This window comes from Biostraticola tofi, from assembly GCF_004343195.1.
Classification (GTDB): domain Bacteria; phylum Pseudomonadota; class Gammaproteobacteria; order Enterobacterales; family Enterobacteriaceae; genus Biostraticola; species Biostraticola tofi.
This window is the reverse complement of sequence record NZ_SMCR01000012.1, coordinates 1-23,579: the sequence shown is the minus strand read 5'-3', so window position 1 is coordinate 23,579 and position 23,579 is coordinate 1. Positions and strand designations below refer to the sequence as shown.

Genomic DNA, 23,579 nt, shown 5'->3' with positions numbered 1-23,579 from the left:
CTCAGGATCCTGCGGCGGTCTGCCCCAGGTGCCACCAGATGGCTTCCCATGGGCGCAGGACCAGCGGGGCGGGCGTAGCAGGCGCGTCGTCATAGTTGCTGATGACGCGTCGCCACCGACCATTATCGGCCGCTGTCGGATGCCATGATTGAGTCTCACTGCCCAGGTTGACCACTACCAGCAGTCGTTCACCCCGCCAGCTACGCTGGTAGCACCAGATCCAGGGATGGGCCGGGCAGAGATCCTGATAATCGCCATCTACCAGCACCGGCAGGGTCTTGCGCAGCTGGATAAGTTGACGATAGCAGTGAAACACGGAATCCTTATCGGCGATGGCGCCGGCGGCATTAATGCGTTGGTGGTTGCCGCAAAGCCCAATCCAGGGGATGCCGGTTGTAAAGCCTGCCTGGGGGCTGTCATCCCATTGCATTGGCGTGCGGCCATTATCTCTCGACCGGCGCGCCAGTATCGTCAGCAGTTGCGCGGGGTCAACGCCATGCGCGTGAAAAGCGCCAAACATATTCAGGCTCTCAACGTCCCGGTACTGGTCAAGATCGGTAAAGCCGGGGTCGGTCATGCCCAGCTCCTCGCCCTGGTAAATAATGGGCGTTCCCTGCATGCCATGGAGCGCCATTGCCAGCATTTTGGCTGACGCTACCCGATAGGTTCCCGGGTCGCCGAAGCGGGACAGGATGCGCGGCTGATCGTGATTACACCAGAACAGCGCCTGCCAGGCCCGGCCGTGAAACCCCTGTTGCCAGCCGGCAAATATCTGCTTGAGCTTGATAAAGTCCGGTTTCCCCAAAGACCATTTGTCACCGGCCGGATAGTCGATTTTAAGGTGATGGAAGTGGGCGATCATCGACAGGGTGCCTCCCCCCAGACTGGCGTTAGCCAGGCTTTTTTCCATGGTGGTGGAGGACATCTCGCCGATGGTCATCAGGCCCCGGGGTTGGAACACTTCCCGGTTCATCTGCCGGATATATTCATTGACCCGTGGACCGTCGGTATAAAAGCAGCGGCCATCCCCTTGCGGGGCATCAGGCAGATCCGACGGCTTTGACACCAGGTTCAGCACATCGAGGCGCATGCCATCAATGCCGCGATCGGCCCAGAAATGACAAATCCGCCCCAGGGCCTGCCGTACCGGCGGGTGTTCCCAGTTGAGATCGGCCTGTTCAGCGGCAAAAAGATGCAGATAATAGTGTCCGCCGATACCCGCCTGGCTCCAGGCGCTGCCGCCGAACTTGGAAAGCCAGTTATTAGGTGGCCCGCCGGCGCGGCCATTGCGCCAGATATACCATTGCCGCCAATGGCTGTCAGGATCCAGCGAGGCGTGGAACCAGGGATGCCGGGTCGAGGTATGATTAAACACCATATCGATAATTACCCTGATGCCGCGCTGGTGCGCTGCTGCTACCAGTCGGTCGAAGTCCTCCAGGGTACCGTAGGCCGGATCGATAGCGCAGTAATCGGCCACGTCGTAGCCGTTATCAATCTGCGGCGAGACGAACACCGGCGTCATCCACAGGGCATCGACCCCTAGCCGCTGCAGGTAATCAAGCCGCTGGGTAATGCCGGGCAGATCGCCGGTTCCGTTACCGGTGCTGTCTTGAAAACTCTTCGGATAAATTTGGTAAATGACAGCGTTCTGCCACCATGGCGCTGGGGTGTTCATACCTGGATATCCTAACCTGGGGCCCGTCGGGTGCCGCGTGTCATCCAGTATAGGTATTTTTTGCCGCCAGCAGCGCGCGCTGGCCGGCACTTTTGAGGCTGATATCCTGCTGCCTCGCATTCGGCACCTGCCCATGCCGCTTGGCATTGGCCACCTGCTCATTGTCGCTTGGCATTGGCCACCTGCTCATTGTCGCCTGGCATTGGCCACCTGCTCATTGCCGCGTGGCATTCGCCATCTGCTCATTGCCGCCTGGCATTGGCCACCTGCCCATTGCCGCTCGGCTAGCATCGCTTTATCCTCTGATAGCAGCGGGCTACGGGTTGGGGGTCAGGTCCAGCGGCGGCAACTGCAGGAACGTATTGAGCAATCCTTCGGCCCAGGCTTTGCGGATTTGGGCGAAATAGGGGTTCTGTTCAGTGATGCGGTACTGCTCGTCGGCAGCCAGGCTATCTTTTCGGTAAATCATAGCGTCCAGCGGCAGGCCCACCGACAAATTGCTGCGCAGGGTGGAATCAATGGAAATCAGGGCACAACTCAGCGCCTGTTCCAGCGGCGTATCATAGGTCAGTACCCGATCGATAATCGGCTTACCGTACTTGCTTTCCCCTATCTGGAAATAGGGCGTATCCCTGGTGGCCTCAATGAAATTGCCTTCAGGGTAGATATGAAACAGCCTGGGCTCTTCGCCGGCTATTTGCCCGCCCAGCAGGATGCTGCAGCTGAAATCAGTGCTGGAGCCAGCCTGCTGGGCCTGGCTGTCGCGAAAGATCACTTCACGTACCGTCTCGCCGATAAGATTGGCCGCTTCGAACAGTGAAGGCACATTCATCAGGTTCGGTTTTTCAGCCTCCCGGGCGCGGTTACGCAGCAAATTGATGATGCTTTGGGTAGTGGCCAGATTGCCCGCGCTTTGCAGCACCAGCGTCCGCTCGCCGGGCTGATTGAGCACGTGCAGTTTCCTGAAGGTGGAAATATGGTCCACCCCGGCGTTGGTGCGGGAGTCTGAGGCGAATACCACCCCGTCGGCCAGGCGCATTGCCACACAATAGGTCATGGAGTCGGGTCCTTTCGGGCTGTTTATTGTTGCTGGGCACCGGCCTGCGCGTCCTCGGTCTGTTCGACCGTAGCTTGGGAAAACATCTCTTCATAGCCGCCACCAACGCGGGAGCCCCGGATCGGGCAGGCATCAAGATAGTCAAAGCCGACCGCCAGCTTCAGATGCTGGTTAGGGTTACAGGTATTATTGGTGATATCGAAACTTTGCCAGCTGGCGCCAAGCCAGACTTCGACCCAGGCATGCATCGCCACGTGTTTTGTGTCTTCGGTGTAAATATAACCGCTAACATAGCGGGCGGGAATAGCCAGGCTGCGGCAACAGGCCAGAAAAACATGGGCATGGTCCTGGCAGACGCCGTGGCCGGCGGCAAACACCTGGGCGGCGCTGTCCCAGACCTGGGTGGCCCCCGGCGTGTAGGGCATGCGCAGCCTGAGCTCGGCCATTAACTCCCTGAGGCTGGCTTCGGGGTTTGTGTCACGGTAATAGCGGGCGGCAAAGGCCCGTATCGCCTCATCCGCCTCGGTCAGCGGGCTGGAACGCAAGAACACCAGCGGCGACAGCGGACCACACTGTTCCGCTAGCGCCGCGGGCTGGTCCGCGATAGCCACCACCCCTCGGGCATGGATGGCGATCATCTCATGAGGGCGGTCCAGCGTCAGCACATGCAGCAGATTGCCAAAACCATCGGTGCTGAGCGTCGCCTGCTCAGGCAGGGTCAGCGACCACTCCAGGATCTGCTGACGCGGGGTATTCTGCGGCGTCAGCCTGAGATACTGGGTGCTGAATTTCACCTCATGATCGTATCGGTAGTGGGTCAGATGGTTGATGGTCAACTTCATAACGCCTCCAGATAAGTATGATGGATGCTGTCAGCCAGTCCATTTATCTTGCCCTGAAAATGCACCATATAAGCCTGCAGACCGTGCGCTAACACCTCATCGAGAGTACTGAAGCGCAGCTCCACATGCAGGGTATGGGCCAGGCGGCGCGGGATATTGGCACGTTGTCCGCCGATGCGCTCTAGTTGCAGTACCATATCCCCTACACAGGCGCGAAGTGAACGAGGCATATCGTTGCGCAGTACCAGCAGCTCGGCGACCGTTTCCCGACTGACCGGATGCTTATACAGGCTATGATAGGCTTCCCTGGCACTGACCGCGCGCAGCAACGTATCCAGGCGATAGTATTCACGTACCGGATCCGGGTCGACGTCCAATTGCTGATCTTTCACCCCCAGCAGCTGGGCGGTGGCATAAGCCCGTTCGATAAGCGTACCCAGCCGGATAAAACACAGGGCATCGTTACGCAGCAGGGTGCCGAACATGGCGCCGCGAAACAGGTGAGCGCGCTCTTTGGCCCAGTCAAAGAAGGTGTCGGTACCGACTTTGGCCACCCCTTTGCTGCGCATCAGTTTCATTTCAATCCAGGTGGCGTTGATACTCTCCCAGACCTCGGCTGAAAGGCTGCCCCGCACCGAGTGGGCGTTATTCCAGGCCGCCTGGAAACAGTTATAGATACTGCTGGGATTACGGTGGTCCAGCACAAAGAAATTGAGCAGATTGGTGATGGTCAGGCGGGTATAGTGCTCCTCAAACAGCGCATGGGTGCCGGTCAGGCTCAGCGGCAGATTCAAGTCCTGATTCTGCTGGCTGCGTATTGGCATCAGCGACAGCTTATAGGTCACATCCAGCACCCGGACGATGCTTTCTGCCCGTTCCAGGTAACGGGCCATCCAATAAAGTTCACTGGCGGTTCTGCTCAGCATTCATCATCCTCCATGATCCAGGTGTCCTTGGTACCGCCGCCCTGGGATGAATTGACCACCAGCGAGCCGGCGGTCAACGCCACTCGCGTCAGCCCGCCGGGCACCAGCCTGATTTCAGCCCCGGTCAGGGCAAAGGGGCGAAGGTCGATATGCCTCGGGGCCAGGCCTTGTTCGACAAAGGTCGGACAGGTCGACAGGGCCAGCGTCTCCTGGGCGATATAGTTGCTCGGATTCGACAGCAGACGCTGGCGAAACTCTGCCAGCTCATTCCGCGAGGCTTTGGGGCCGACCAGCATGCCGTAGCCGCCGGCGCCGTGGACTTCCTTGACCACCAACTGTTCCAGATTGGCCAGTACAAAAGACAGGTCGGCGGGATCCCGGCACTGCCAGGTCGGGATATTGCCCAGGATCGGCTCCTCAGACAGATAAAAGCGGATCATCTCCGGCACATACGGATAGATGGACTTATCGTCGGCCACCCCGGTGCCCAGCGCATTGGCCAGCACTATGCCGCCGGCGCGATAGACCGACAGCAAGCCCGGCACCCCCAGGGACGAGTCAGACTTGAAGGCCAGCGGATCGATATAGGCGTCATCAATACGCCGATAGATAACATCGACCCTGCAGGGGCCTTCGGTAGTGCGCATATACACCGCATTCTGTTTGACGAATAAATCGGCTGCCTCAACCAGTTCAACCCCCATCTGTTGGGCCAGAAAACTGTGCTCGAAGTAGGCGCTGTTGAAACGGCCCGGCGTCATCACCACCACCGTCGGATCTTCCCGGGGCGAACTCTCGCGCAAGGTCTGCAGCAGATAGGACGGGTAGCGTTCTATGGGGGCGATATGCTGGCTGGCAAACAGGTCCGGAAACAGCCGCATCATCATTTTGCGGTTTTCCAGCATATAGGACACCCCGGAGGGCGTACGGAGATTGTCTTCCAGGACGTAATAGTGGCCATCGCTGTTGCGGACCATATCGATGCCGACGATATGGGCGTAAGTGCGGTTGTGCAAGTCGATGCCCTGCATACAGGGCTGGTATTGCTGGTTGGCCAGAACTTGCTCGGCGGGAATGATGCCAGCGGTAAGAATATGCTGCTCGTGGTAGATGTCGTGTAAAAAAGCGTTCAGCGCCTGCACCCGCTGGCGGATGCCCTTATCCATCCAGGCCCATTCACCGGCAGGGATTATCCTGGGTACGCTGTCAAAAGGAATCAGTCGTTCGGTGCCTCCTTCTTCGCCATAGACATTAAAGGTGATGCCCACCCGGTGGAACAGCAGTTCAGCTTCTTGTTTCTTTTGCTCGATAGCCTGCCTGTCGGCCTGCTGCAGCCATTGCCAGTAGGCCTGATAGTGGCCGCGGTGACTGCCGTCGGATTGCAGCATCTCATCAAAAAACGGTGATCCGGAAAGATTCATATTAATCATCATCACCCCTTCACTGGCTGACTACACGCCTGGGCTAGAACCCCGGTGCCATGACTGACAGAGTAGAGCCATGCATAAAGCGCGCCAGCTCACAGGGTGATGCGATAAGAGATATTGCCTGGAAAATCGGCCGGTCTGCACTCAATAGGTGCAATTCACGGCCGGAGGGGAATTTACGACCTGATAGGGGGCAGCAAAGCGGCGGGCGGCAATAGCGGCAGCCCGCTAGGGGCGCTTAGCGGCGTACGGCGATGGCTTCGATTTCGATCTTCACGTCTTTGGGCAGTCGCGCTACTTCCACACAGGAACGTGCCGGGAACGGGGCGCTGTGCTCATTGAAAAAGGCTTCATAGGTTGCGTTAACGGTGATGAAATCGTTCAGGTCTTTCACAAATACCGTGGTCTTAACGATATCCGCCACTTTCAGGCCGGCGGCTTCGACGATGGCCCGCACGTTTTCCAGCGATTGGCGCGTCTGGGAGGCGATATCGTCAGCTACCTGGCCCGTTTTCGGACATACCGGGATCTGACCGGAGGTGATGATCATGTTGCCCAGATCAACCGCCTGAACATAAGGGCCGATAGCTGCCGGTGCGTTATCAGTATTAATCGTGCGGGACATGGCTTCTCCAGAGTTTTTTGAGGATAATTAAGACATTCGCCGGTCATTATAATGAGATAACCGGCAAATGCCCAGCTCAGGCGTTCTGGATAACTGCCTGATGCTCAAATTCTTTCTCGCAGTATTTGCATTTCAGCTGCACCTGCTGCTCGCGGGTAATCACGGTAAAACCGGAAGCTACCGGTTCGCTGCGGCTGATGCAGTTGCCATTAGGACAGGTCAGTACGCCATCGATGCGATCCGGCAGGGAAAGCGTCAGTTTACGTACGACTTCATAGTTGTCGATACGGTTAACCGTCGCCTGCGGGGCGTAAATCGCCAGCTGGTTGGCCTGCTGCTCGGTCAGGAAGACGTTCTCGATTTTAATCAGGTCTTTCTTGCCGAGTTGATTGGATGGCAGGTTCAGACCAATGGTAATCCGCTCGCTGGTGGCAGTCAGCTTAAACAGCGTCAGCAGTTTAAAACCGACCTGGGCCGGGATGTGGTCTATCACCGTGCCGCGGTTAATGGCTTCAACCTGTAATTTATTATCCTGTGTCATGATTCCCCCGTTAGCCGGCCAGTGATTGATTCAGTACCAGCGCCAGTAAAGCCTGACGCGCGAAAATACCGTTGCCCGCCTGCTGAAAGTAATAAGCGTAAGGCGTGGCATCCACATCATGGGCTATTTCATCTACCCTGGGCAGGGGATGAAGCACCTTCAGATTGTCACGGGCGCTGGCCAAATCCTCGGCCCGCAGCACAAACTGGGCTTTGACGTTGGCGTATTCGGAAGGATCCAGCCGCTCTTTCTGTACGCGGGTCATGTAGAGGATGTCCAGTTCAGGCACCACCTCTTCGATGGTGTCGTGCACGCTGAACGGGATGCCTTTTTCGTCAAGCATTCTGAGGATGTAGGCCGGCATCGCCAGCGCTTGAGGGGCGATAAAGTAAAACCGGTTACCGTCGAATTTCGCCAGCGCCTGGGTCAGGGAGTGAACGGTGCGGCCATATTTAAGGTCGCCGACCATGGCGATCTGCAGGTTGGAGAGCCGTCCCTGGGTTTCCTGGATGGTGAACAAGTCCAGCAGAGTCTGGGTCGGATGCTGGTTGGCGCCATCGCCGGCATTAAGAATCGGCACGCCACCGGAGAATTCGGTCGCCAAACGGGCGGCCCCTTCCTGCGGATGGCGCATGACGATGGCATCCACATAGGTGCTGATGACCGAAATGGTATCGGCCAGGGTTTCCCCTTTCTTGCCAAGCGAGGTGTTGCCGGCATCGGAGAAGCCGACGACCGAAGCGCCCAGGCGATGGATGGCGGTTTCAAACGACAGCCGAGTCCGGGTCGATGCTTCAAAAAAACAACTGGCGATGACTTTCGGCCTCAGCAGCTCCGGGCGAGGCTGGGATTTAAGGCTGGCTGCGGTGTTGAGCACCAGTTCCAGCTCCTCTCGACTCAGGTCATTTATTGAAATGATGTGCTTTTGATAAAGGGGATTGGTCATGTTTTATTCCTCCTTACGGGTGCCGGAAACGCCAGAGCCTGACGCGATGGTAGAACAGCGTGCTGAAGGGCGGGCAAAAAAAAGCCCCTCAATGAGGGGCCTTTCAAATGATAGTCTAACGGGAGCAATTGCGGCAATACGCCGCCGACCGACCGTGCGGCGCCACTGGGGGCAGAGTTTAGACTTAGGCTGTGCATGGCGTCCTCCCGACAAATTGCCCGGCATTATACGCGGCTCATCAAACACTTCAAGGGCTATAACTCAACATTCAGGCGACGCAGCAAACGATTGCCTGGACGAGGCGTATAAATGTTAAATAAATCTCACTTTCCAGCCGTTATCTGATTTAATATGAAACCCCATTTCATTTCAGGGAACCATTATGATCACCGGAAATATTAATCATCTAGAACTGACGCCTTACCTGCCGGCTAAACTGCGTGACGCCATTGACTATGTCAAAAGCCATATCACTGCCGAAACCCCGGCCGGTAAGCATGATATCGAAGGCAACAGCGTATTTGTGCTGGTATCTAACGACACCACAGAGCCTCGTGAAGACCGCAGGGCCGAATACCACGCCAAGTACCTGGATATCCAGATCATCCTGGAAGGTCAGGAAGTACAGCTGTTCAGCAGCCTGCCGGCCGGTAAGCCGGACACCGACTGGCTGGCGGAAAAAGATATCGCTTTCCTGGCGGCGGGCGAGCAGGAGAAGTCACTGGTGCTGAATAAAGGCGATTTCATCGTCTATTTCCCAGGCGAAGTGCACAAACCCTTATGTGCCGCCGGCCAACCTGCCGCCGTACGTAAAGCGGTAGTGAAGATTGACGCCGCCCTGGCGCGTTAAGATTGGCTGCAACGGGTGCCTTACGCGCACCCGTGATGCGCGCTCCTGCGACGAGCTTATTAACTGCACCCACGCAGGAAAGTCATCCTCAGCTGCATCCACGCAGGGAAGTCATCCTCGCCACGGCCTTGCCCCTCAGTATGATGGCGCCAGGGTCGCCACCATAACCGCTTTGATGGTATGCAGGCGGTTCTCAGCCTGATCGAACACAATACTGTGGGACGATTCAAATACCTCATCGGTGACTTCCATCCCGTCCGCTAGTCCGTATTGAGCGGCCATTTGTTTTCCTACCACCGTCTGGTCATCATGAAATGCCGGCAGGCAATGCAGGAACTTCACCTGGGGGTTGCCCGTCAAGTCCAGCATCGCCCTGTTTACCTGATAGTCGCGAAGCAAGGTGATGCGCTGCTGCCAGGTCTCTTTCGGCTCACCCATCGACACCCAGACATCGGTATAAATAAAATCGACGCCCTTAACGCCTTCGGCAATTTCTTCAGTAAGGGTAATGCTGCCGCCCTGGGTCTCCGCCTGCTGCCGGCAAAGGGTCACCAAGGCTTTATCCGGCCAGCAGGCGCTGGGGGCCACCAGGCGCAAGTCCAGACCGGTGAGGGCAGCGGCTTCCAGTAATGTATTGCCCATGTTGTTGCGCGCATCGCCCAGGTAGGCCAGCTTGATGCCGCTGAGCGGGCGATCGGGCAGGTGTTCCTGCAGGGTAAGCAGGTCGGCCAGCAGCTGGGTAGGGTGGAACTCAGTGGTCAGGCCATTCCACACCGGCACCCCGGCATAGTGGGCCAGGGTTTCAACCAGCTCCTGGCCATAGCCGCGGTACTGGATGCCGTGGTACATCCGCCCCAGCACCCGGGCGGTATCTTTGATCGATTCCTTATGGCCAATCTGACTGCCGCTCGGGCCCAGATAGGTCACCCGGGCGCCCTGATCATAGGCGGCAACTTCGAAAGAGCAGCGAGTGCGGGTCGAATCTTTTTCGAAGATGAGCGCAATGTTTTTACCCGCCAAACGCGGCTGCTCCGTACCGGCGCGCTTTTCCTGCTTAAGGGTGGCGGCAAGCGAAAGCAATTGATGGATTTCTTCAGGCGTGAAATCCATTAACCGTAAAAAGTGACGTTGATTGAATTGACTCATAACACGGGGTCCCCAGCAAAAGCATACGGCTTTTTATGAATTAAAATTCACTTTAGCTGTATGAATATTCAAATTCAAGTGTTGAGATCAAAACTTTGATGTTTACACTGGAGCCGTAGCGGTCACTGTGTGAAAATAGCGGTCTTACAGGCCGACTCATTGAGGACAGGGGCATGGCACATCAATTTCTGGAAGAGCAGCGCGACGAGACCCGTTTGATTATTGAAGAGCTGCTGGAAGATGGCAGCGATCCGGCAGCGCTTTACACCATTGAGCATCATTTTTCGGCTGATAACTTCGAAACCCTGGAGAAAGCGGCGGTCGAAGCTTTCAAACTGGGTTATGAGATGACTGACGCTGAAGAACTGGAAGTCGAAGACGGTTCAGTGCTGATGTGCTGCGATGCGGTCAGTGAAGTGGCGCTTAATGCCGATCTCATCGATGCGCAGGTCGAGCAGCTGTTTGCGCTGGCCGAGCGTCTAGGCGTCAATTATGACGGCTGGGGCACCTATTTCGAAGATCCGGACGGCGAAGAGGGTGACGATGAAGACGGCGAGGATGATGAATCTGAGCGCGATCAGGACGATAACGGCACCCGTCATTAATTCTGCACCAGGCTATCCGGTACTACCGTGACGCTATCCCTTATTACCGTAACAGGTAAAGGCCGGTTTTCGAACCCGCCTTTACTCGCTGGCATTCCCACCAGGCTTTCTGCTAAGAGGCTTTCCAAATACACGCTGGCCTGACGAGCTGCACGCTCATAGCGTTTTCAGCATGGTGACTTCACAGTCCACATGCCCAGTGCTGCCCATCGGACCGCCGATATGTTCGAATCCCAGCCGCTCATACAGTGAAACGGCCCTGGTCAGCGAGGCGGTGGTCTCCAGGTAACAATGGGTAAAGCCGCGGCTGCGAGCTACTGTCAGCGCCTGTAACGCCAGGGAATAGGCCACGCCCTGGCCGCGCAGCGACTTCATAAAATACATCTTCTGCAGTTCGCAGACCGATGCAGCGGCGCCGCAAAGCGGTGCGATGCCGCCGCCGCCGGCAATGCGTCCATCCTGTTCTATCACCCAATAGGCGCTGCGTGGCTCGTCATACAGCTGGTACAGGCTGTCCAGGTTAGGATCGGACACGGTATAGCCTTTATCGGCGGTCAGACCGAATTCGGCCGAGACAGCGCGTATTACCTCCGCTATGGCGGCGTTATCCTCAGGCCGTATTTCCCTTATCAGGATATCGGTGGAACTGTTCACTGGCATGGTCAATAAACTCATCATATAAACGGTAAGGGACGCCCGCCCGCAGCGCTGCGGGCGAACAGTACCTGTTCCGGCACGGCCTAAAAACCGGCACTAGCTACTTGCAGTTGCTGTCCGGACTAAAGCCCGGCAATAGTCGCCTGCTGTTCCAGCAGTTTGGCCTTGGCGTCGATAAAGCCCTGCAGCTTTTCACGCTCTTTGGCGACTACCGCTTCCGGCGCCCGGGCGACAAAACCCTCATTGCCCAGCTTGCTTTCGATGCGGCCGATTTCACCCTCGACCCGCGCCACTTCTTTGGCCAGCCGGTCCAGTTCAGCCGCTTTATCGATAAAGCCGGCCATCGGGATCATCAGCTCGCCGCCTTCCAGCAGCTTGGTGACCGACACCGGCCCTTTATCGCCCTCAGCCAGCAGGTCCAGGCTGTCGAGGCGCGCCAGCGAACGGATAAAGCTGCGGTTCTGATCTACACGCTGACGGGTCTTACCGCTGGCGCCGCGTAGCAGCACGTCCAGCGGTTTGCCCGGCGAGATGTTCATTTCTGAACGGGTGTTACGGATGGCGATAATCAGTTGCTTAATCCACTCCACGTCGGCCACGGCGTCGGTGTCATCCCCCGCCGGGTCATGGATCGGGAACGGCTGCAGCATCAGGGTATCGGCATCGATGCCTTTGAGGACCTTGACCCGCTGCCAAATGGTTTCGGTAATAAACGGCATTACCGGATGAGCCAGGCGCAGCAGGCCTTCCAGCACCGCGACCAGCGTATGGCGGGTGGCGCGCAACTGGGCATCGCTACCGTCAGTCATCACCGGCTTGGTCAGCTCCAGATACCAGTCGCAGAACTGGTTCCAGGTGAAATCGTACAGCAGGTTGGCGGCCAGATCGAAACGGTAGTTATCCAGCGCGTCGCGATAGACCTTCACGGTACGGTTGAATTCAGCCAGGATCCAGCGGTCCGCCAGCGAGTATTCCATGTCGCCGCCGTTCAGGCCGCAATCCTGGTCTTCGGTATTCATCAGCACGAAACGGCTGGCGTTCCACAGCTTGTTACAGAAGTTACGATAGCCTTCCAGGCGTTTCATATCCCAGTTGATATCGCGGCCGGTAGAGGCAAGCGCCGCCAGCGTAAAGCGCAAAGCATCGGTACCGTGGGGCTCAATGCCGTCCGGGAACTGCTTTTCGGTACGCTTGCGGATTTTCTCAGCCAGCTGGGGCTGCATCATATTGCCGGTACGCTTTTCAACCAGATCGGCCAGGGAAATACCGTCCACCATATCCAGCGGATCTATCACATTGCCCTTGGACTTGGACATCTTCTGGCCTTCATCGTCACGGATAAGACCGGTCATATAGACGGTATTAAACGGCACCTGGGGTTTGCCGTTTTCGTCTTTGACGAAGTGCATGGTCATCATGATCATGCGCGCAATCCAGAAGAAGATGATATCAAAGCCGCTGACCACCACGCTGGTCGGGTGGAAGGTTTTCAGGGCGTCGGTCTGCTCGGGCCATCCCAGGGTGGAGAAGGTCCACAGACCGGAGGAGAACCAGGTGTCCAGCACGTCTTCGTCCTGGCGCAGGGCAACATCGGCCGCCAGGTGATATTCCCGGCGCACTTCCGCTTCGTCGCGGCCGACATAGACCTGGCCGCTGTTGTCATACCAGGCCGGGATCCGATGGCCCCACCACAGCTGGCGGGAGATACACCAGTCCTGGATATCGCGCATCCAGCTGAAGTACATGTTTTCATACTGCTTGGGCACAAACTTGATTTGGTCGTTTTCGACCGCTTCAATCGCGACCTTGGCCAGCGGAGCGGTACGCACATACCACTGGTCGGTCAGCATCGGCTCAATGACCACGCCGCCGCGGTCGCCATAAGGCACGGTCAGCGCATGGGGTTTGATCTCTTCCAGCAGGCCCAGGGCATCAAAGGCGGCAACCACCGCTTTACGGGCGGCAAAGCGCTCCAGATGCTGGAATTCGGCCGGAATAGCGCCGCTGCAAAGGTCACTGGCTTCACCAAGGGTATCGAATACTTCAGCCTCTTCGCGGATATTGCCGTCCAGCGTCAGGATATTGACCATCGGCAACTGATGGCGCTTGCCGACTTCATAGTCATTAAAATCATGGGCCGGGGTGATTTTCACGCAGCCGGTGCCTTTGGTCATATCGGCGTGTTCGTCGCCGACTATTGGGATACGGCGTCCGACCAGCGGCAGAATCAGCGATTGGCCAATCAGGTCTTTATAGCGCGGATCTGCCGGATTAACCGCTACGCCGGTATCGCCCAGCACGGTTTCCGGCCGGGTGGTGGCGACCACCAGGTAATGTTTGCCGTCGGCGGTGGTCGCGCCATCCGCCAGCGGATAGCGCAGATGCCACATCGACCCCTGGGATTCACGGTTTTCCACTTCCAGATCGGAAATGGCGGTGCGCAGCTTGGGATCCCAGTTCACCAAGCGTTTGCCCCGATAAATCAAGTCCTGTTTAAACAGCTGGACGAACACTTCCTTAACGGCATTGGACAGGCCTTCGTCCATGGTAAAGCGTTCCCGCTCCCAATCGACCGAATTGCCCAGGCGGCGCATCTGGCGGGTAATGGTACCGCCGGACTCGGCCTTCCACTGCCAGATTTTCTCAATAAACGCATCGCGGCCGTAGTCGTGACGGGTTTTGTTTTCTTCGGCGGCTATCTTGCGCTCGACCACCATCTGGGTGGCGATGCCGGCGTGGTCGGTGCCCACCTGCCACAGGGTGTTTTTACCCTGCATACGCTGATAGCGAATGATGATGTCCATAATGGTCTGCTGGAAAGCATGGCCCATATGCAGGCTACCGGTTACGTTCGGCGGCGGGATCATGATGCAGAAGCTTTCTTTGCTCGCATCGTTATTCGGCTTGAAATAGCCCTGTTTTTCCCAATGCTCGTAAAGCGGCTGCTCTATATCGTGCGGGTTATATGTTTTTTCCATTATGCGTCATATTTCACTGCGTTGGCGGCGTGGCCGTGGTCAATTGGAAGCCGACGCTGCGATAGCCTTTGTAGCGATCGCGCGCCAGCTGCTTTAATTCTTCTTCGTGCGGGACGAAGTCTATCACTTCATGGAAAGCGGAGGCAAAATCCGCGCACTGCGGCAGCAGGCTTATCAGCAAGTCGCGCGGCGCATTGCCGCGACGACCCGGCCAGCAGATTTCGACTGGCGCGCCATAACGCGGGCCTTCACCGGCCAGGTTATGCGGCACAAACGATGCCGGCTCCCGTTGCCACAAGGCCTCATCCAGTGTCAATGCCTGGGCGTCATCCACACAGGCAATAAGCACCCGTTTACCCGCCCGCCATCGGCAAGCCGCCAGCGCGCAGGCCAGCGCTTCAACGGCGGTCAATCCATCCTGGATATCATGATGTTCGAGGAGGTAAAAGGTTGCGTTTTTCATGAGCCTTGTTCTTTAAACCTGAGTTTCGCCGTATTATTCGTCACCGCTCAGGCCTGAGCGATTAAGCAGGAACTGCGCCAGCATTGCCACCGGACGACCGGTTGCCCCCTTGGCGCGACCGGAACGCCAGGCGGTGCCGGCGATATCCAGATGAGCCCAGTTGTACTTGCGGGCAAAACGCGACAGGAAGCAGCCGGCGGTTATCGCCCCACCCGGACGACCGCCGATATTGGCCATATCGGCGAAATTGGACTCCAGCTGTTCCTGGTACTCGTCGCCCAACGGCAGACGCCAGGCGCGGTCGCCAGCCTGCTCGGCCGCGCCAATAAGCTCATGGGCCAGTGGATTGTGGTTGGACATAAGCCCGGTCAGGTGATGGCCGAGCGCGATGACGCAGGCGCCGGTCAGGGTCGCCACATCGATAACCACATCCGGATCGAAACGCTCGACGTAGGTCAGGGCGTCACACAGCACCAGACGGCCTTCGGCATCGGTATTGAGCACTTCTACCGTCTGTCCGGAAAGGGTGGTCAGCACATCGCCGGGACGGAATGAACGGCCGTCGACCATATTTTCACAGCCGGCCAGCACGCCGACGATATTCAGCGGCAGATTAAGCTCCATCGCCATGCGCATCACGCCATACACCGTGGCGGCGCCGCACATGTCGTATTTCATTTCATCCATGCTGTCCGCCGGCTTGATGGAGATACCACCGGCATCAAATGTCAGGCCTTTGCCAACCAGCACGATCGGCCGGGCCTCGGCATCCGGGCTGCCTTTGTATTCAATCACCGACATCAGCGATTCATTCTGCGAGCCCTGGCCGACCGCCAGATAGGCGTTCATGCCCAGCTCTTTCATCTGCTGCTCGCCGATAACGCGGGTAGTGGTGGTTTTACCGTAGCCATCGGCCAGCTGGCGCGCTTGTGACGCCAGGTAAGCCGGATTACAGATATTCGGCGGCATATTGCCCAGGTCTTTGGCCGCCTTGATACCGGCGGCTATCGCCAGGCCATGGGAAATCGCCCGCTCGCCGCTGGTCAGCTCGCGACGGGTCGGCACATTGAACACCATCTTGCGCAGCGGCCGGCGAGGCTCGGTTTTGTTGCTTTTAAGCTGATCGAAGGTATAAAGCGTCTCTTTTGCCGTTTCTACCGCCTGGCGCACTTTCCAATAGGTGTTACGACCTTTGACATGCAGCTCGGTCAGAAAGCAGACTGCTTCCATCGAGCCGGTATCATTCAGCGTATTGATGGTTTTCTGGATCACCTGCTTATACTGGCGCTCATCCAGTTCGCGCTCTTTACCGCAACCGATAAGCAGGATGCGTTCAGAGAGCACATTCGGGACATGGTGCAGCAACAGGGTCTGGCCCACCTTTCCTTCCAGTTCGCCACGGCGCAGCAGGGCACTGATGTAGCCATCGCTTATCTTGTCGAGTTGCTCGGCAATCGGCGACAAACGGCGTGGTTCAAACACGCCGACGACGATACAGGCACTACGTTGTTTTTCCGGGCTACCGCTTTTTACACTGAACTCCATGCACTCTCCTGAATCTTAAAGACAAAAGGGGAGAACGGGGCTAAAATAGCATTTCCCATTCGTCTATCCCGCCTTTGCATTAACTCATTGTGTTAATCTGAACGACGCAAAGGACGCTATTCTGACAATAATCAGTGCGTTCTCATAGCACAGCCGAACGCTTAATGTTGTTATACTCTATCTGACGGTAAAGGTGGCTAATTGATACGTATTAATAGTGGATTAGCTCAGAAATTATCGATTTTCCTGCAAAAATACAAGTTTTCACAGGCGAAATTAGCGTGATTATCATTAGATATCTGGTTCGGGAAACGTTTAAAAGCCAGCTCGCCATACTGTTTATCCTGCTTTTGATCTTTTTTTGTCAAAAACTGGTGCGGATCCTCGGTGCGGCCGTAGATGGCGACATCCCGACAAATTTAGTCCTGTCCCTTCTGGGGCTGGGCGTGCCTGATATGGCTCAGTTAATACTTCCGCTCAGCCTGTTCCTCGGGCTGCTGATGACCCTCAGCCGGCTGTACACCGAAAGCGAAATCACGGTGATGCATGCCTGCGGCCTGGGCAAGGGCGTGCTTATCAAAGCGGCCCTGGTGCTGAGCCTGGTGACGGCCGTCTGCGCCGCCATCAATGTTATCTGGCTGACCCCCTGGTCCTCCAAGCAGCAGGATGTGCTGACCGCCGAAGCCAAGGCTAACCCGAGCATGGCGGCGCTGGTGGAAGGCCAGTTCCAGTCGGCGCAGAACGGCAACTCGGTGCTGTTTGTCGGCAGCGTGAAAGGACAGGAATTCAGGAATGTGTTCCTGGCCCAGCTGCGGCCGAGCGGTAACGCCCGCCCATCGGTAGTGGTAGCCGATCGCGGCCACATGAACCAGCGCGGCGACGGCACCCAGGTGGTGACGCTGGATAAAGGCACCCGTTACGAAGGCACCGCCCTGCTGCGCGATTTCCGCATCACCGACTTTACCCAGTACCAGGCGATTATCGGCCATCAGGAAGTGGCGGTCGACAGCAGCAATGCCGAGCAGATGAGTATCGGCGACCTGTGGCGTTCCGATGACGATGAAGCGCGCGCCGAGCTGCACTGGCGGCTGACGCTGGTGGTGTCGGTGCTTATCATGGCGGTCATGGTGGTGCCGCTCAGCGCGGTTAACCCGCGCCAGGGCCGGGTGCTGAGCATGCTGCCGGCGATGCTGCTGTACTTGATCTTCTTCCTGCTGCAAAGCTCGCTGCGCTCCAACGGCGCCAAGGGCAAGCTTGATCCGACGCTGTGGATGTGGCTGACCAACCTGGTCTATTTCGCCATCGCCATCATGCTTAACCTGTGGGAGAGCGTACCGGTCAGACGGATGCGCGCGCAGCTACGTTTCAGAGGAGCGGACTGATGTTCGGCGTACTGGACCGCTATATCGGCAAAACGATATTCAACACCATCATGATGACGCTGTTCATGCTGGTTTCTCTTTCCGGCATCATCAAGTTTGTCGACCAGCTGCGCAAAGTCGGCCAGGGCGAGTATTCGGCGGTCAGCGCCGGGCTCTATACCCTGCTCAGCGTGCCGAAGGATATCGAAATCTTCTTCCCGATGGCCGCCCTGCTCGGCGCGCTACTCGGGCTGGGCTCGCTGGCGACCCGCAGTGAACTGGTGGTCATGCAGGCGTCCGGCTTCAGCCGGCTGCAGGTGGCCGCCTCGGTCATGAAGACCGCTATTCCACTGGTGCTGCTGACCATGGCCATCGGCGAGTGGGTAGCGCCGCAGGGCGAACAGATGGCCCGTAACTACCGGGCGCAGATGCTGTATGGCGGCTCCCTGTTGTCAACCCAGAACGGCGTCTGGGCCAAAGACGGTAAGGACTTTATCTTTATCGAACGGGTGGTGAGCGACAATGAACTGGCCGGGGTGAATATCTATCACTTCGACCAGCATGACCGGCTGCAGACGCTGCGCTACGCGGCCAATGCCACCTATGACAATGGCCTGTGGCGCTTGGAGCAGGTGGATGAATCGGACCTGACCAGCAGCCAGCAAATCAGCGGCAAACAGACCCTGACCGGTGAGTGGAAAACCAACCTGACGCCGGACAAGCTGGGGGTGGTATCGCTCAGCCCCGATGCGCTGTCGATCTCCGGGCTGTATAACTATGTCAACTACCTCAAGCAGAGCGGGCAGGAAGCCAGCCGCTATCAGCTTAATATGTGGAGCAAGATATTTTCCCCGTTCTCGGTCGCGGTGATGATGCTGATGGCGCTGTCGTTTATTTTCGGCCCGCTGCGCAGCGTGCCGATGGGCGTCAGGATGGTAACCGGTATCAGTTTCGGCTTCCTGTTCTACGTGCTGGATCAGATTTTCGGGCCATTGAGCCTGGTCTATAACATGCCGCCGCTGTTTGGCGCGTTGCTGCCCAGTATGGCATTCCTGCTTATCAGCATCGGTCTGCTGCTGAAACGACGCTGATTTTATCGATAAGAAGGGCGCTAATCGGAATCGCCGGTTAGCGCCAGTCAGATAGGTGTGTATCTCATTAATCCGGCCTTACTTTGCCCGCTGCCAGTTCTGTTCCCCAGTTATTTCACGCTTTCAGTAAACATCACTTTAGTCATATCCCTGAGCCACTTATGGCAGGGGGAATGATTGTGCTTGGAATGCCAGGCCTGGATGATGCTGCGTTTTCCCAAATCAAAATCGGCACTGAAGTATTCCACCGCGATATTCAGCTTGCGCAGGGTCTTCACCACGAAGTCCGGCACGATAGCCAGGGCATCGGAGTGAGTAATGGCATTCATCGTCGCCATATAGCCGGGAGTGGCGCCCATGACATGCCTGGCTGACCAGAAATACTTCATTGCCTCGTCGGTGCCGGTGGGATATTTCTCCTTGGTCTGCACAAACTGATACGACAACAGGTTATCCATGCTCTTATCACGGGCGATGATCGGGTGACCACAGCGACACATGAAATAGCACTTGGCGGAGTGGATGGTACGGATGGTAATTTCGGGGTTCAGGTCTCTCATCTCGCCGATATACAGATCAATATCATTGGACCGCAGAAAATCATCGTCGTAATCGGAGTCGTGAACCAGATTGATAAATACATTCGGCGCACTCTTCTGTATTTCGCAGAACAGCGTGGCATTAAGGGAAAATACAATTGTCGCATTAGCGGCAATGGTAAAAGACACATTGGTGGTATGAGGTTCAAACGCCATGTTGGTATTGAGCATAGACTCAATCCGGTTCACTAGCTGCCTTACATCTTCCTTGAGGGACACGGCCTTGGGCGTCGGGATTAATTTGGTGCCGCTGCGGACGAGGATTGGATCATTAAATAATCCGCGGATTTTATTAAGTGATTTACTAATGGCCGGGGCGGTGACATTCAACTTCCTGGCGGCCAGATTAACACTACAATCTTCAAGCAGCGCATTGAGTACAACGAGTAAATTGAAATCAAAGTTATTCATATAATCGGCATAGTCTAATACAGAGTGGGAGGGATATTCGTTAGGGAACGAATATTTGGTAAGCCAAGGTGCTTGCTGGCTTTTACTGCCACAGTTAATTAATAGATCAAAACTCTTTAATTAACAGCTTTCATTGATTAATGATTCTATCTTTGATTTTTTAATAATGGCAACTTCAAAAAAAGCTGACTCGCTTACGCGCTTCGCCTGAATTTGCTATAAAGCCAGCGCCATCAAGTATCTGCGGAGGTATTCAACCTGTTTACCTCAGACTAGCACTATGTCATTAACCTATTGTAAATAGCTCGCAACGGATTTATTGACAGCGACTGAGCCATTGCCATCACCTGGCCCAAAACTCAGGCCATTAACTCATTAACCCTCCAAATCCGCCTATAACAGGAGGCCGCCATAGATATGGCAGAAGGATATTTCTCCCTGGTATCTTTTTATCGACTATGATGCGCTGAAACATATTGCCACGAAGACAATAAAGGCATCGTCAAGCAGTGTAGCAATCCGAACCAGTTAAAGGCATGAGTAGATATTACCGAGTGGGACAAGACCGCCGTGCAGCGAGATATTTAATTGTATTGACTGGCAAGGCGTTATCACTTGCTGAGAGGCGCCATTAAGGATTGATGGAAAAGAGACTTTTCCTCCCGCCGGGGTGCGGGAGGAGAAAAGAATAAAAACCAGCGTAGATTAACCAGTAATAAAAGACTTGCCCTGCTTGAGCACCAAATCACAGGCTTTGGTTTTAACTCTTTCAGTAAGTTGGGACGTTCCCAGGCTGTTCAGATTCAATTGATTGCCCTGCCCGGTATTAAGCAGCCCGCCCAGTCCTTCCTGATAGTCCTGGCTTTTTGCATTAGCGGTACTACTGATCCCCAATTTGCTTAATAGCTGGTTTTTAAGGGTCGATGTGCCGCTGGCCGACAGCAAATTGTGCTTAACGCAATACTGCATCACCCCGGCGGCATTGGTCATGGTATTGGCGCTCAGCGCCTGGTCGCCGCCGTTCAGCAATCCTGCCAGCGCACCCAGTGAGGTGGTGCCGTTGGTGGCGGTGCTCGACGCGCTATTATTGGCGGTATTTGACTTATTCAGCTCCGAGGCGACGCTATTGGCGGCATCCATCCAGCCGGACGCCTGCGCCGCGCCAGTCCCCATAAGGGCACCGACCGACAGGGCCAGCAGTAAAGAGGAGGTGGATTGGGTCATGGCTTGCTACTCCTGGGTCTGGGGATATCAGCTCGATCACCTGCCTGGCGGTTTACTCCTGCCTGGACGGGCCATCGAAATCGCAATGCGGCCCAGTATGACAAATGTAGCGGCGGCGGCCAGCCGGAATAGGACGAATTACCGCCGATGTGGGGGGAATTAAGAATAGTCTGGCAGGAGCAAGTGATATTCATCGATGGCGGATCGATCAGGCAGCGGTTTCAATATACTGGCTGAACCGCAAAAGATAACCGTCCGGGTCCTGTACCAGAAATTCTCTCTGGCAGGATTCGTTATTACCGGTCTGGTAGTGGTTATCGCGTAGGGGACGATATAACGTAATCTTATTCTGCCGCAGGCGATTAATGATCGGCATCACATCATCGACTTCTATCTGAAAATTGATTCCGCGGCCTAATGGCCTGATAAGTTCTGCAGTGTTCCAGCCTTGATTATGATATTCCTCAAGCATTAGCTGGGCTTCTCCCAGATTGATATAGGCAAATTCAGGTTCATGGCGCCTTATCATTAACGCAAAGCCCAACACCTCAACGTAAAAATGAAGCGAGGCTGAGAAATCAGTGACGGTCAATTCCGGCACCATGCGGTTCCAATAGGGTTTTGCTGAGTCAGTCACCGAGGTTTCTCCTGTTTGAGTTTTGGTTATGGGATCATGAGAGTGTATCAGGCATTGTTGCGTCTACCGATATTCTCAGCCCTGGCCCCATGATGTTTCTATCTTCACCAGAAAGCACGGCCAGGGCGACCTACTTGACTTAGCTTGGGGCTGCTAAGGTTATAAGACTTGTTAATGTTGCTACTCTGTTGAATGGAGATTGAGATGCCTGAGGGGCCGGAGATTCGCCGGGTGGCCGATACCCTGATGACCGCTTTTACCAACCAGCAGATAACGCATGCCTGGTTTGCCTTTCCACATCTTAAGCCGTTTGAGGCAGGCCTTATCGGCCAGCGTATCGTTAAAATCGAGGCCCGCGGCAAAGCGCTGCTGACCTGGTTCTCCAATGGACGGGTGCTCTACAGCCATAACCAACTGTATGGCGTCTGGAAAGTGGTCAACGCGGGGGAGGTGCCGACCACCAAACGCGACCTGCGGGTCAGGTTAGAGAATGCCAACGTCGCTATCCTGCTGTATAGCGCTTCTGATATCAACATCCTGACGGCCGATGAACTGGCTGAGCATCCATTTTTGCTGCGTATCGGCCCGGATGCGCTGGACCCGGCGCTGACCGTCGAGGAAGTGCTGGCCCGGCTGACGTCGGCCCGTTTCCGCGGCCGGCAACTGGCGGCCCTGCTGCTGGACCAGTCGTTTATTGCCGGCCTGGGCAATTACCTGCGGGTAGAGATTCTGTGGCAGGCGCAACTGGCGGCGACCCATCGGGCGAAGGACTTTCCCGAGGGGCAATTAGCGCGGCTGTCCGAGGCGATACTGGCGGTGCCGCGGTTGTCTTATGCGACACGAGGGCAGAAGGGGGTGACCGGGAAACATCATGGGGCGATGTTCAGGTTCAGGGTGTTTCATCGGGCGGGGAAGGCGTGTGAACGGTGTGGGGGAGTGATTGAGAAAACGGTGATGTCGGGCAGGCCGTTCTACTGGTGCCCGGGGTGCCAGCGGTGAGGGTTGAGCGCGTTTTTTCACCACTCAGCAGGGTGTTACGCGTATTAGTATTGCGCCGGACTGCGTTAACGGTATAATGCACCTCGTTTTCCGTAGATAAACTTCAGTGCCGAAGTGGCGAAATCGGTAGACGCAGTTGATTCAAAATCAACCGCCTTCGGGTGTGCCGGTTCGAGTCCGGCCTTCGGCACCATATGCAAAAACTAAGTCACCTGAAGGTGGCTTTTTTTTTGCCTTAAATCAACTGGATATCTTAGTATCTGTTCTTTTTTTGTTCTCTTAATGTCTGATGGTATCTGTTGGTATATCGCATGATGCGGGATACTGATCCGTATATCGGAAGTTCGATTTAAAGCAGTATACGGTTTAGAGTAATGTGAGTCGTTAAAAGAGGTTAGAGCCTGGAAGGTGGAGGCGTCAGGTACGCGCCAGATATAGTCACACATATCCTGAGAATTACACTTTTAAGTGAACAGTTCAGACCCAAAGTTTTCATGCCGGGAGGTGACGCAAAGAAACCATTGTAACTTTGCGCACAGCTTATCCCCGACCCTTGGGCCAGTTTGTGATACCGGCTACATTCTGACGGTGTTACAAGAATCACGCGTTCTGCCGCGCCGCAATCTGCAATGCCGTGCGGACCTCCTCATAGATGGGTAGCGCGACCCCCGGCGTATCCAGCGTCGCTATCACGACATAAGGGACCCTGAGTTTCCTGATACCCCCTAGTGTCAGGATACTTGTCCCCCCCATCATAAATCCTAATGGGGCGATGGGGACATTTTATGAAGCGCATTTCTCCGGAGCGAAAGGCGGCCACACTGGCTAAACTCCTTCCTCCGTATAACATGACGGTCAGCGCAGTTGCACAAATGTAAGGGATATCGGAAGCTACTTTGTATAATTGGCGTAGTCAGGCTAAAGCAGAGGGGAAACCGGTGCCGGGTGCAGACAAAAACAGCGAACAGTGG

At 55.9% G+C, this 23,579-nt stretch carries 22 protein-coding genes and 1 tRNA gene; 6 read left to right on the top strand and 17 right to left on the bottom strand.

The genetic code is table 11. From position 1 onward, the window contains the following. Position 1: 1 nt before the first annotated feature. From EDC52_RS17585 to pyrB, 9 genes are all read right to left on the bottom strand, one after another. Complete coding sequence (locus tag EDC52_RS17585; protein WP_131867293.1) at positions 2-1,678, bottom strand: alpha,alpha-phosphotrehalase; 1,677 nt, start codon at positions 1,676-1,678, stop codon at positions 2-4. 40 nt (positions 1,679-1,718) lie between these two features. Next, positions 1,719-1,853 carry a hypothetical protein gene (locus tag EDC52_RS20295; protein WP_268990504.1) on the bottom strand — a complete coding sequence of 45 codons (135 nt, stop codon included), beginning with the start codon at positions 1,851-1,853 and terminating at the stop codon, positions 1,719-1,721. Between the two features lie 141 nt (positions 1,854-1,994). Further along, complete coding sequence (locus tag EDC52_RS17580; protein WP_131867291.1) at positions 1,995-2,735, bottom strand: proteasome-type protease; 741 nt, start codon at positions 2,733-2,735, stop codon at positions 1,995-1,997. A gap of 23 nt (positions 2,736-2,758) precedes the next feature. Beyond that, the gene (locus EDC52_RS17575) at positions 2,759-3,577 is read right to left on the bottom strand and encodes a transglutaminase family protein (RefSeq protein WP_131867289.1); all 819 of its coding nucleotides are present in this window, start codon (positions 3,575-3,577) and stop codon (positions 2,759-2,761) included. Next, the gene (locus tag EDC52_RS17570; protein ID WP_131867287.1) at positions 3,574-4,503 is read right to left on the bottom strand and encodes an alpha-E domain-containing protein; all 930 of its coding nucleotides are present in this window, start codon (positions 4,501-4,503) and stop codon (positions 3,574-3,576) included. The genes EDC52_RS17575 and EDC52_RS17570 overlap by 4 nt, the downstream gene beginning before the upstream one ends. Further along, positions 4,497-5,933 (bottom strand): circularly permuted type 2 ATP-grasp protein, encoded by a 1,437-nt coding sequence (locus EDC52_RS17565; RefSeq protein ID WP_131867386.1) that lies wholly within the window; start codon positions 5,931-5,933, stop codon positions 4,497-4,499. Before EDC52_RS17565 ends, EDC52_RS17570 begins: the two co-directional genes overlap by 7 nt. Positions 5,934-6,168: 235 nt before the next feature. Continuing rightward, on the bottom strand, positions 6,169-6,555 hold the full coding sequence (gene ridA, locus EDC52_RS17560) for a 2-iminobutanoate/2-iminopropanoate deaminase (protein WP_131867285.1): 387 nt from the start codon (positions 6,553-6,555) through the stop codon (positions 6,169-6,171). Positions 6,556-6,631: 76 nt separating this feature from the next. Further along, complete coding sequence (pyrI, locus tag EDC52_RS17555) at positions 6,632-7,096, bottom strand: aspartate carbamoyltransferase regulatory subunit (RefSeq protein ID WP_131867283.1); 465 nt, start codon at positions 7,094-7,096, stop codon at positions 6,632-6,634. A gap of 10 nt (positions 7,097-7,106) precedes the next feature. Beyond that, a complete protein-coding gene (gene pyrB / locus EDC52_RS17550) occupies positions 7,107-8,042 on the bottom strand; it encodes an aspartate carbamoyltransferase (RefSeq protein WP_131867281.1) in 936 nt (311 codons plus the stop codon). 382 nt (positions 8,043-8,424) lie between these two features. Between pyrB and EDC52_RS17545 the strand changes: the two genes are divergently transcribed. Then, on the top strand, positions 8,425-8,892 hold the full coding sequence (locus EDC52_RS17545) for a YhcH/YjgK/YiaL family protein (protein WP_131867279.1): 468 nt from the start codon (positions 8,425-8,427) through the stop codon (positions 8,890-8,892). Positions 8,893-9,027: 135 nt separating this feature from the next. On the opposite strand, the gene argF is transcribed toward EDC52_RS17545, so the two are convergent. Beyond that, complete coding sequence (gene argF / locus EDC52_RS17540) at positions 9,028-10,038, bottom strand: ornithine carbamoyltransferase (protein ID WP_131867277.1); 1,011 nt, start codon at positions 10,036-10,038, stop codon at positions 9,028-9,030. Positions 10,039-10,211: 173 nt separating this feature from the next. Here argF and rraB point away from each other — a divergent pair, with 173 nt between their 5' ends. After that, positions 10,212-10,643, top strand: coding sequence for a ribonuclease E inhibitor RraB (gene rraB, locus EDC52_RS17535; protein ID WP_131867275.1), 432 nt, complete (start codon positions 10,212-10,214; stop codon positions 10,641-10,643). A gap of 156 nt (positions 10,644-10,799) precedes the next feature. Here rraB and EDC52_RS17530 read toward each other — a convergent pair whose 3' ends face one another. From EDC52_RS17530 to pepA, 4 genes are all read right to left on the bottom strand, one after another. Continuing rightward, positions 10,800-11,303 (bottom strand): GNAT family N-acetyltransferase, encoded by a 504-nt coding sequence (locus tag EDC52_RS17530; RefSeq protein WP_131867273.1) that lies wholly within the window; start codon positions 11,301-11,303, stop codon positions 10,800-10,802. A 119-nt stretch (positions 11,304-11,422) separates the two neighbouring features. After that, a complete protein-coding gene (locus tag EDC52_RS17525) occupies positions 11,423-14,278 on the bottom strand; it encodes a valine--tRNA ligase (protein WP_131867271.1) in 2,856 nt (951 codons plus the stop codon). 13 nt (positions 14,279-14,291) lie between these two features. Next, the gene (locus EDC52_RS17520; RefSeq protein WP_131867269.1) at positions 14,292-14,741 is read right to left on the bottom strand and encodes a DNA polymerase III subunit chi; all 450 of its coding nucleotides are present in this window, start codon (positions 14,739-14,741) and stop codon (positions 14,292-14,294) included. Between the two features lie 33 nt (positions 14,742-14,774). Continuing rightward, entirely contained in the window at positions 14,775-16,286 is a 1,512-nt protein-coding gene (gene pepA / locus EDC52_RS17515; RefSeq protein ID WP_131867267.1) for a leucyl aminopeptidase, read from the bottom strand. A 281-nt stretch (positions 16,287-16,567) separates the two neighbouring features. Here pepA and lptF point away from each other — a divergent pair, with 281 nt between their 5' ends. Continuing rightward, positions 16,568-17,668: an LPS export ABC transporter permease LptF gene (gene lptF / locus EDC52_RS17510; protein WP_131867265.1), complete on the top strand. Its 1,101-nt coding sequence runs from the start codon at positions 16,568-16,570 to the stop codon at positions 17,666-17,668. Then, entirely contained in the window at positions 17,668-18,738 is a 1,071-nt protein-coding gene (gene lptG / locus EDC52_RS17505; RefSeq protein ID WP_131867263.1) for an LPS export ABC transporter permease LptG, read from the top strand. The genes lptF and lptG overlap by 1 nt, the downstream gene beginning before the upstream one ends. A 110-nt stretch (positions 18,739-18,848) precedes the next feature. Here the strand turns inward: lptG and EDC52_RS17500 are convergent, their stop codons facing one another. The 3 genes from EDC52_RS17500 to EDC52_RS17490 all read right to left on the bottom strand — a co-directional run bounded on the left by EDC52_RS17500 (position 18,849) and on the right by EDC52_RS17490 (position 21,576). Beyond that, positions 18,849-19,748, bottom strand: coding sequence for a LysR family transcriptional regulator (locus EDC52_RS17500; RefSeq protein WP_131867261.1), 900 nt, complete (start codon positions 19,746-19,748; stop codon positions 18,849-18,851). 705 nt (positions 19,749-20,453) lie between these two features. Next, a complete protein-coding gene (locus EDC52_RS17495) occupies positions 20,454-20,972 on the bottom strand; it encodes a DUF2501 domain-containing protein (RefSeq protein WP_131867259.1) in 519 nt (172 codons plus the stop codon). Positions 20,973-21,180: 208 nt separating this feature from the next. Next, positions 21,181-21,576, bottom strand: coding sequence for a bleomycin resistance protein (locus tag EDC52_RS17490; protein ID WP_196237778.1), 396 nt, complete (start codon positions 21,574-21,576; stop codon positions 21,181-21,183). Between the two features lie 237 nt (positions 21,577-21,813). Here EDC52_RS17490 and nei point away from each other — a divergent pair, with 237 nt between their 5' ends. Next, entirely contained in the window at positions 21,814-22,608 is a 795-nt protein-coding gene (gene nei, locus EDC52_RS17485) for an endonuclease VIII (RefSeq protein ID WP_131867255.1), read from the top strand. A 108-nt stretch (positions 22,609-22,716) separates the two neighbouring features. Continuing rightward, positions 22,717-22,801, top strand: a tRNA-Leu gene (locus EDC52_RS17480). Positions 22,802-23,579 lie beyond the last annotated feature (778 nt).

Bases quoted from the DNA above. Each gene is read 5' to 3' on its own strand.
- ridA (WP_131867285.1), bottom strand. From the start codon at position 6,555: ATGTCCCGCACGATTAATACTGATAACGCACCGGCAGCTATCGGCCCT.
- EDC52_RS17530 (WP_131867273.1), bottom strand. From the start codon at position 11,303: ATGCCAGTGAACAGTTCCACCGATATCCTGATAAGGGAAATACGGCCT.
- EDC52_RS17570 (WP_131867287.1), bottom strand. From the start codon at position 4,503: ATGCTGAGCAGAACCGCCAGTGAACTTTATTGGATGGCCCGTTACCTG.
- EDC52_RS17585 (WP_131867293.1), bottom strand. From the start codon at position 1,678: ATGAACACCCCAGCGCCATGGTGGCAGAACGCTGTCATTTACCAAATT.
- EDC52_RS17520 (WP_131867269.1), bottom strand. From the start codon at position 14,741: ATGAAAAACGCAACCTTTTACCTCCTCGAACATCATGATATCCAGGAT.
- EDC52_RS17565 (WP_131867386.1), bottom strand. From the start codon at position 5,933: ATGATTAATATGAATCTTTCCGGATCACCGTTTTTTGATGAGATGCTG.
- argF (WP_131867277.1), bottom strand. From the start codon at position 10,038: ATGAGTCAATTCAATCAACGTCACTTTTTACGGTTAATGGATTTCACG.
- EDC52_RS17545 (WP_131867279.1), top strand. From the start codon at position 8,425: ATGATCACCGGAAATATTAATCATCTAGAACTGACGCCTTACCTGCCG.
- rraB (WP_131867275.1), top strand. From the start codon at position 10,212: ATGGCACATCAATTTCTGGAAGAGCAGCGCGACGAGACCCGTTTGATT.
- EDC52_RS17580 (WP_131867291.1), bottom strand. From the start codon at position 2,735: ATGACCTATTGTGTGGCAATGCGCCTGGCCGACGGGGTGGTATTCGCC.
- lptG (WP_131867263.1), top strand. From the start codon at position 17,668: ATGTTCGGCGTACTGGACCGCTATATCGGCAAAACGATATTCAACACC.
- EDC52_RS17575 (WP_131867289.1), bottom strand. From the start codon at position 3,577: ATGAAGTTGACCATCAACCATCTGACCCACTACCGATACGATCATGAG.
- pyrB (WP_131867281.1), bottom strand. From the start codon at position 8,042: ATGACCAATCCCCTTTATCAAAAGCACATCATTTCAATAAATGACCTG.
- EDC52_RS20295 (WP_268990504.1), bottom strand. From the start codon at position 1,853: ATGCCAAGCGACAATGAGCAGGTGGCCAATGCCAAGCGGCATGGGCAG.
- EDC52_RS17490 (WP_196237778.1), bottom strand. From the start codon at position 21,576: ATGGTGCCGGAATTGACCGTCACTGATTTCTCAGCCTCGCTTCATTTT.
- EDC52_RS17495 (WP_131867259.1), bottom strand. From the start codon at position 20,972: ATGACCCAATCCACCTCCTCTTTACTGCTGGCCCTGTCGGTCGGTGCC.
- pyrI (WP_131867283.1), bottom strand. From the start codon at position 7,096: ATGACACAGGATAATAAATTACAGGTTGAAGCCATTAACCGCGGCACG.
- nei (WP_131867255.1), top strand. From the start codon at position 21,814: ATGCCTGAGGGGCCGGAGATTCGCCGGGTGGCCGATACCCTGATGACC.
- EDC52_RS17525 (WP_131867271.1), bottom strand. From the start codon at position 14,278: ATGGAAAAAACATATAACCCGCACGATATAGAGCAGCCGCTTTACGAG.
- pepA (WP_131867267.1), bottom strand. From the start codon at position 16,286: ATGGAGTTCAGTGTAAAAAGCGGTAGCCCGGAAAAACAACGTAGTGCC.
- EDC52_RS17500 (WP_131867261.1), bottom strand. From the start codon at position 19,748: ATGAATAACTTTGATTTCAATTTACTCGTTGTACTCAATGCGCTGCTT.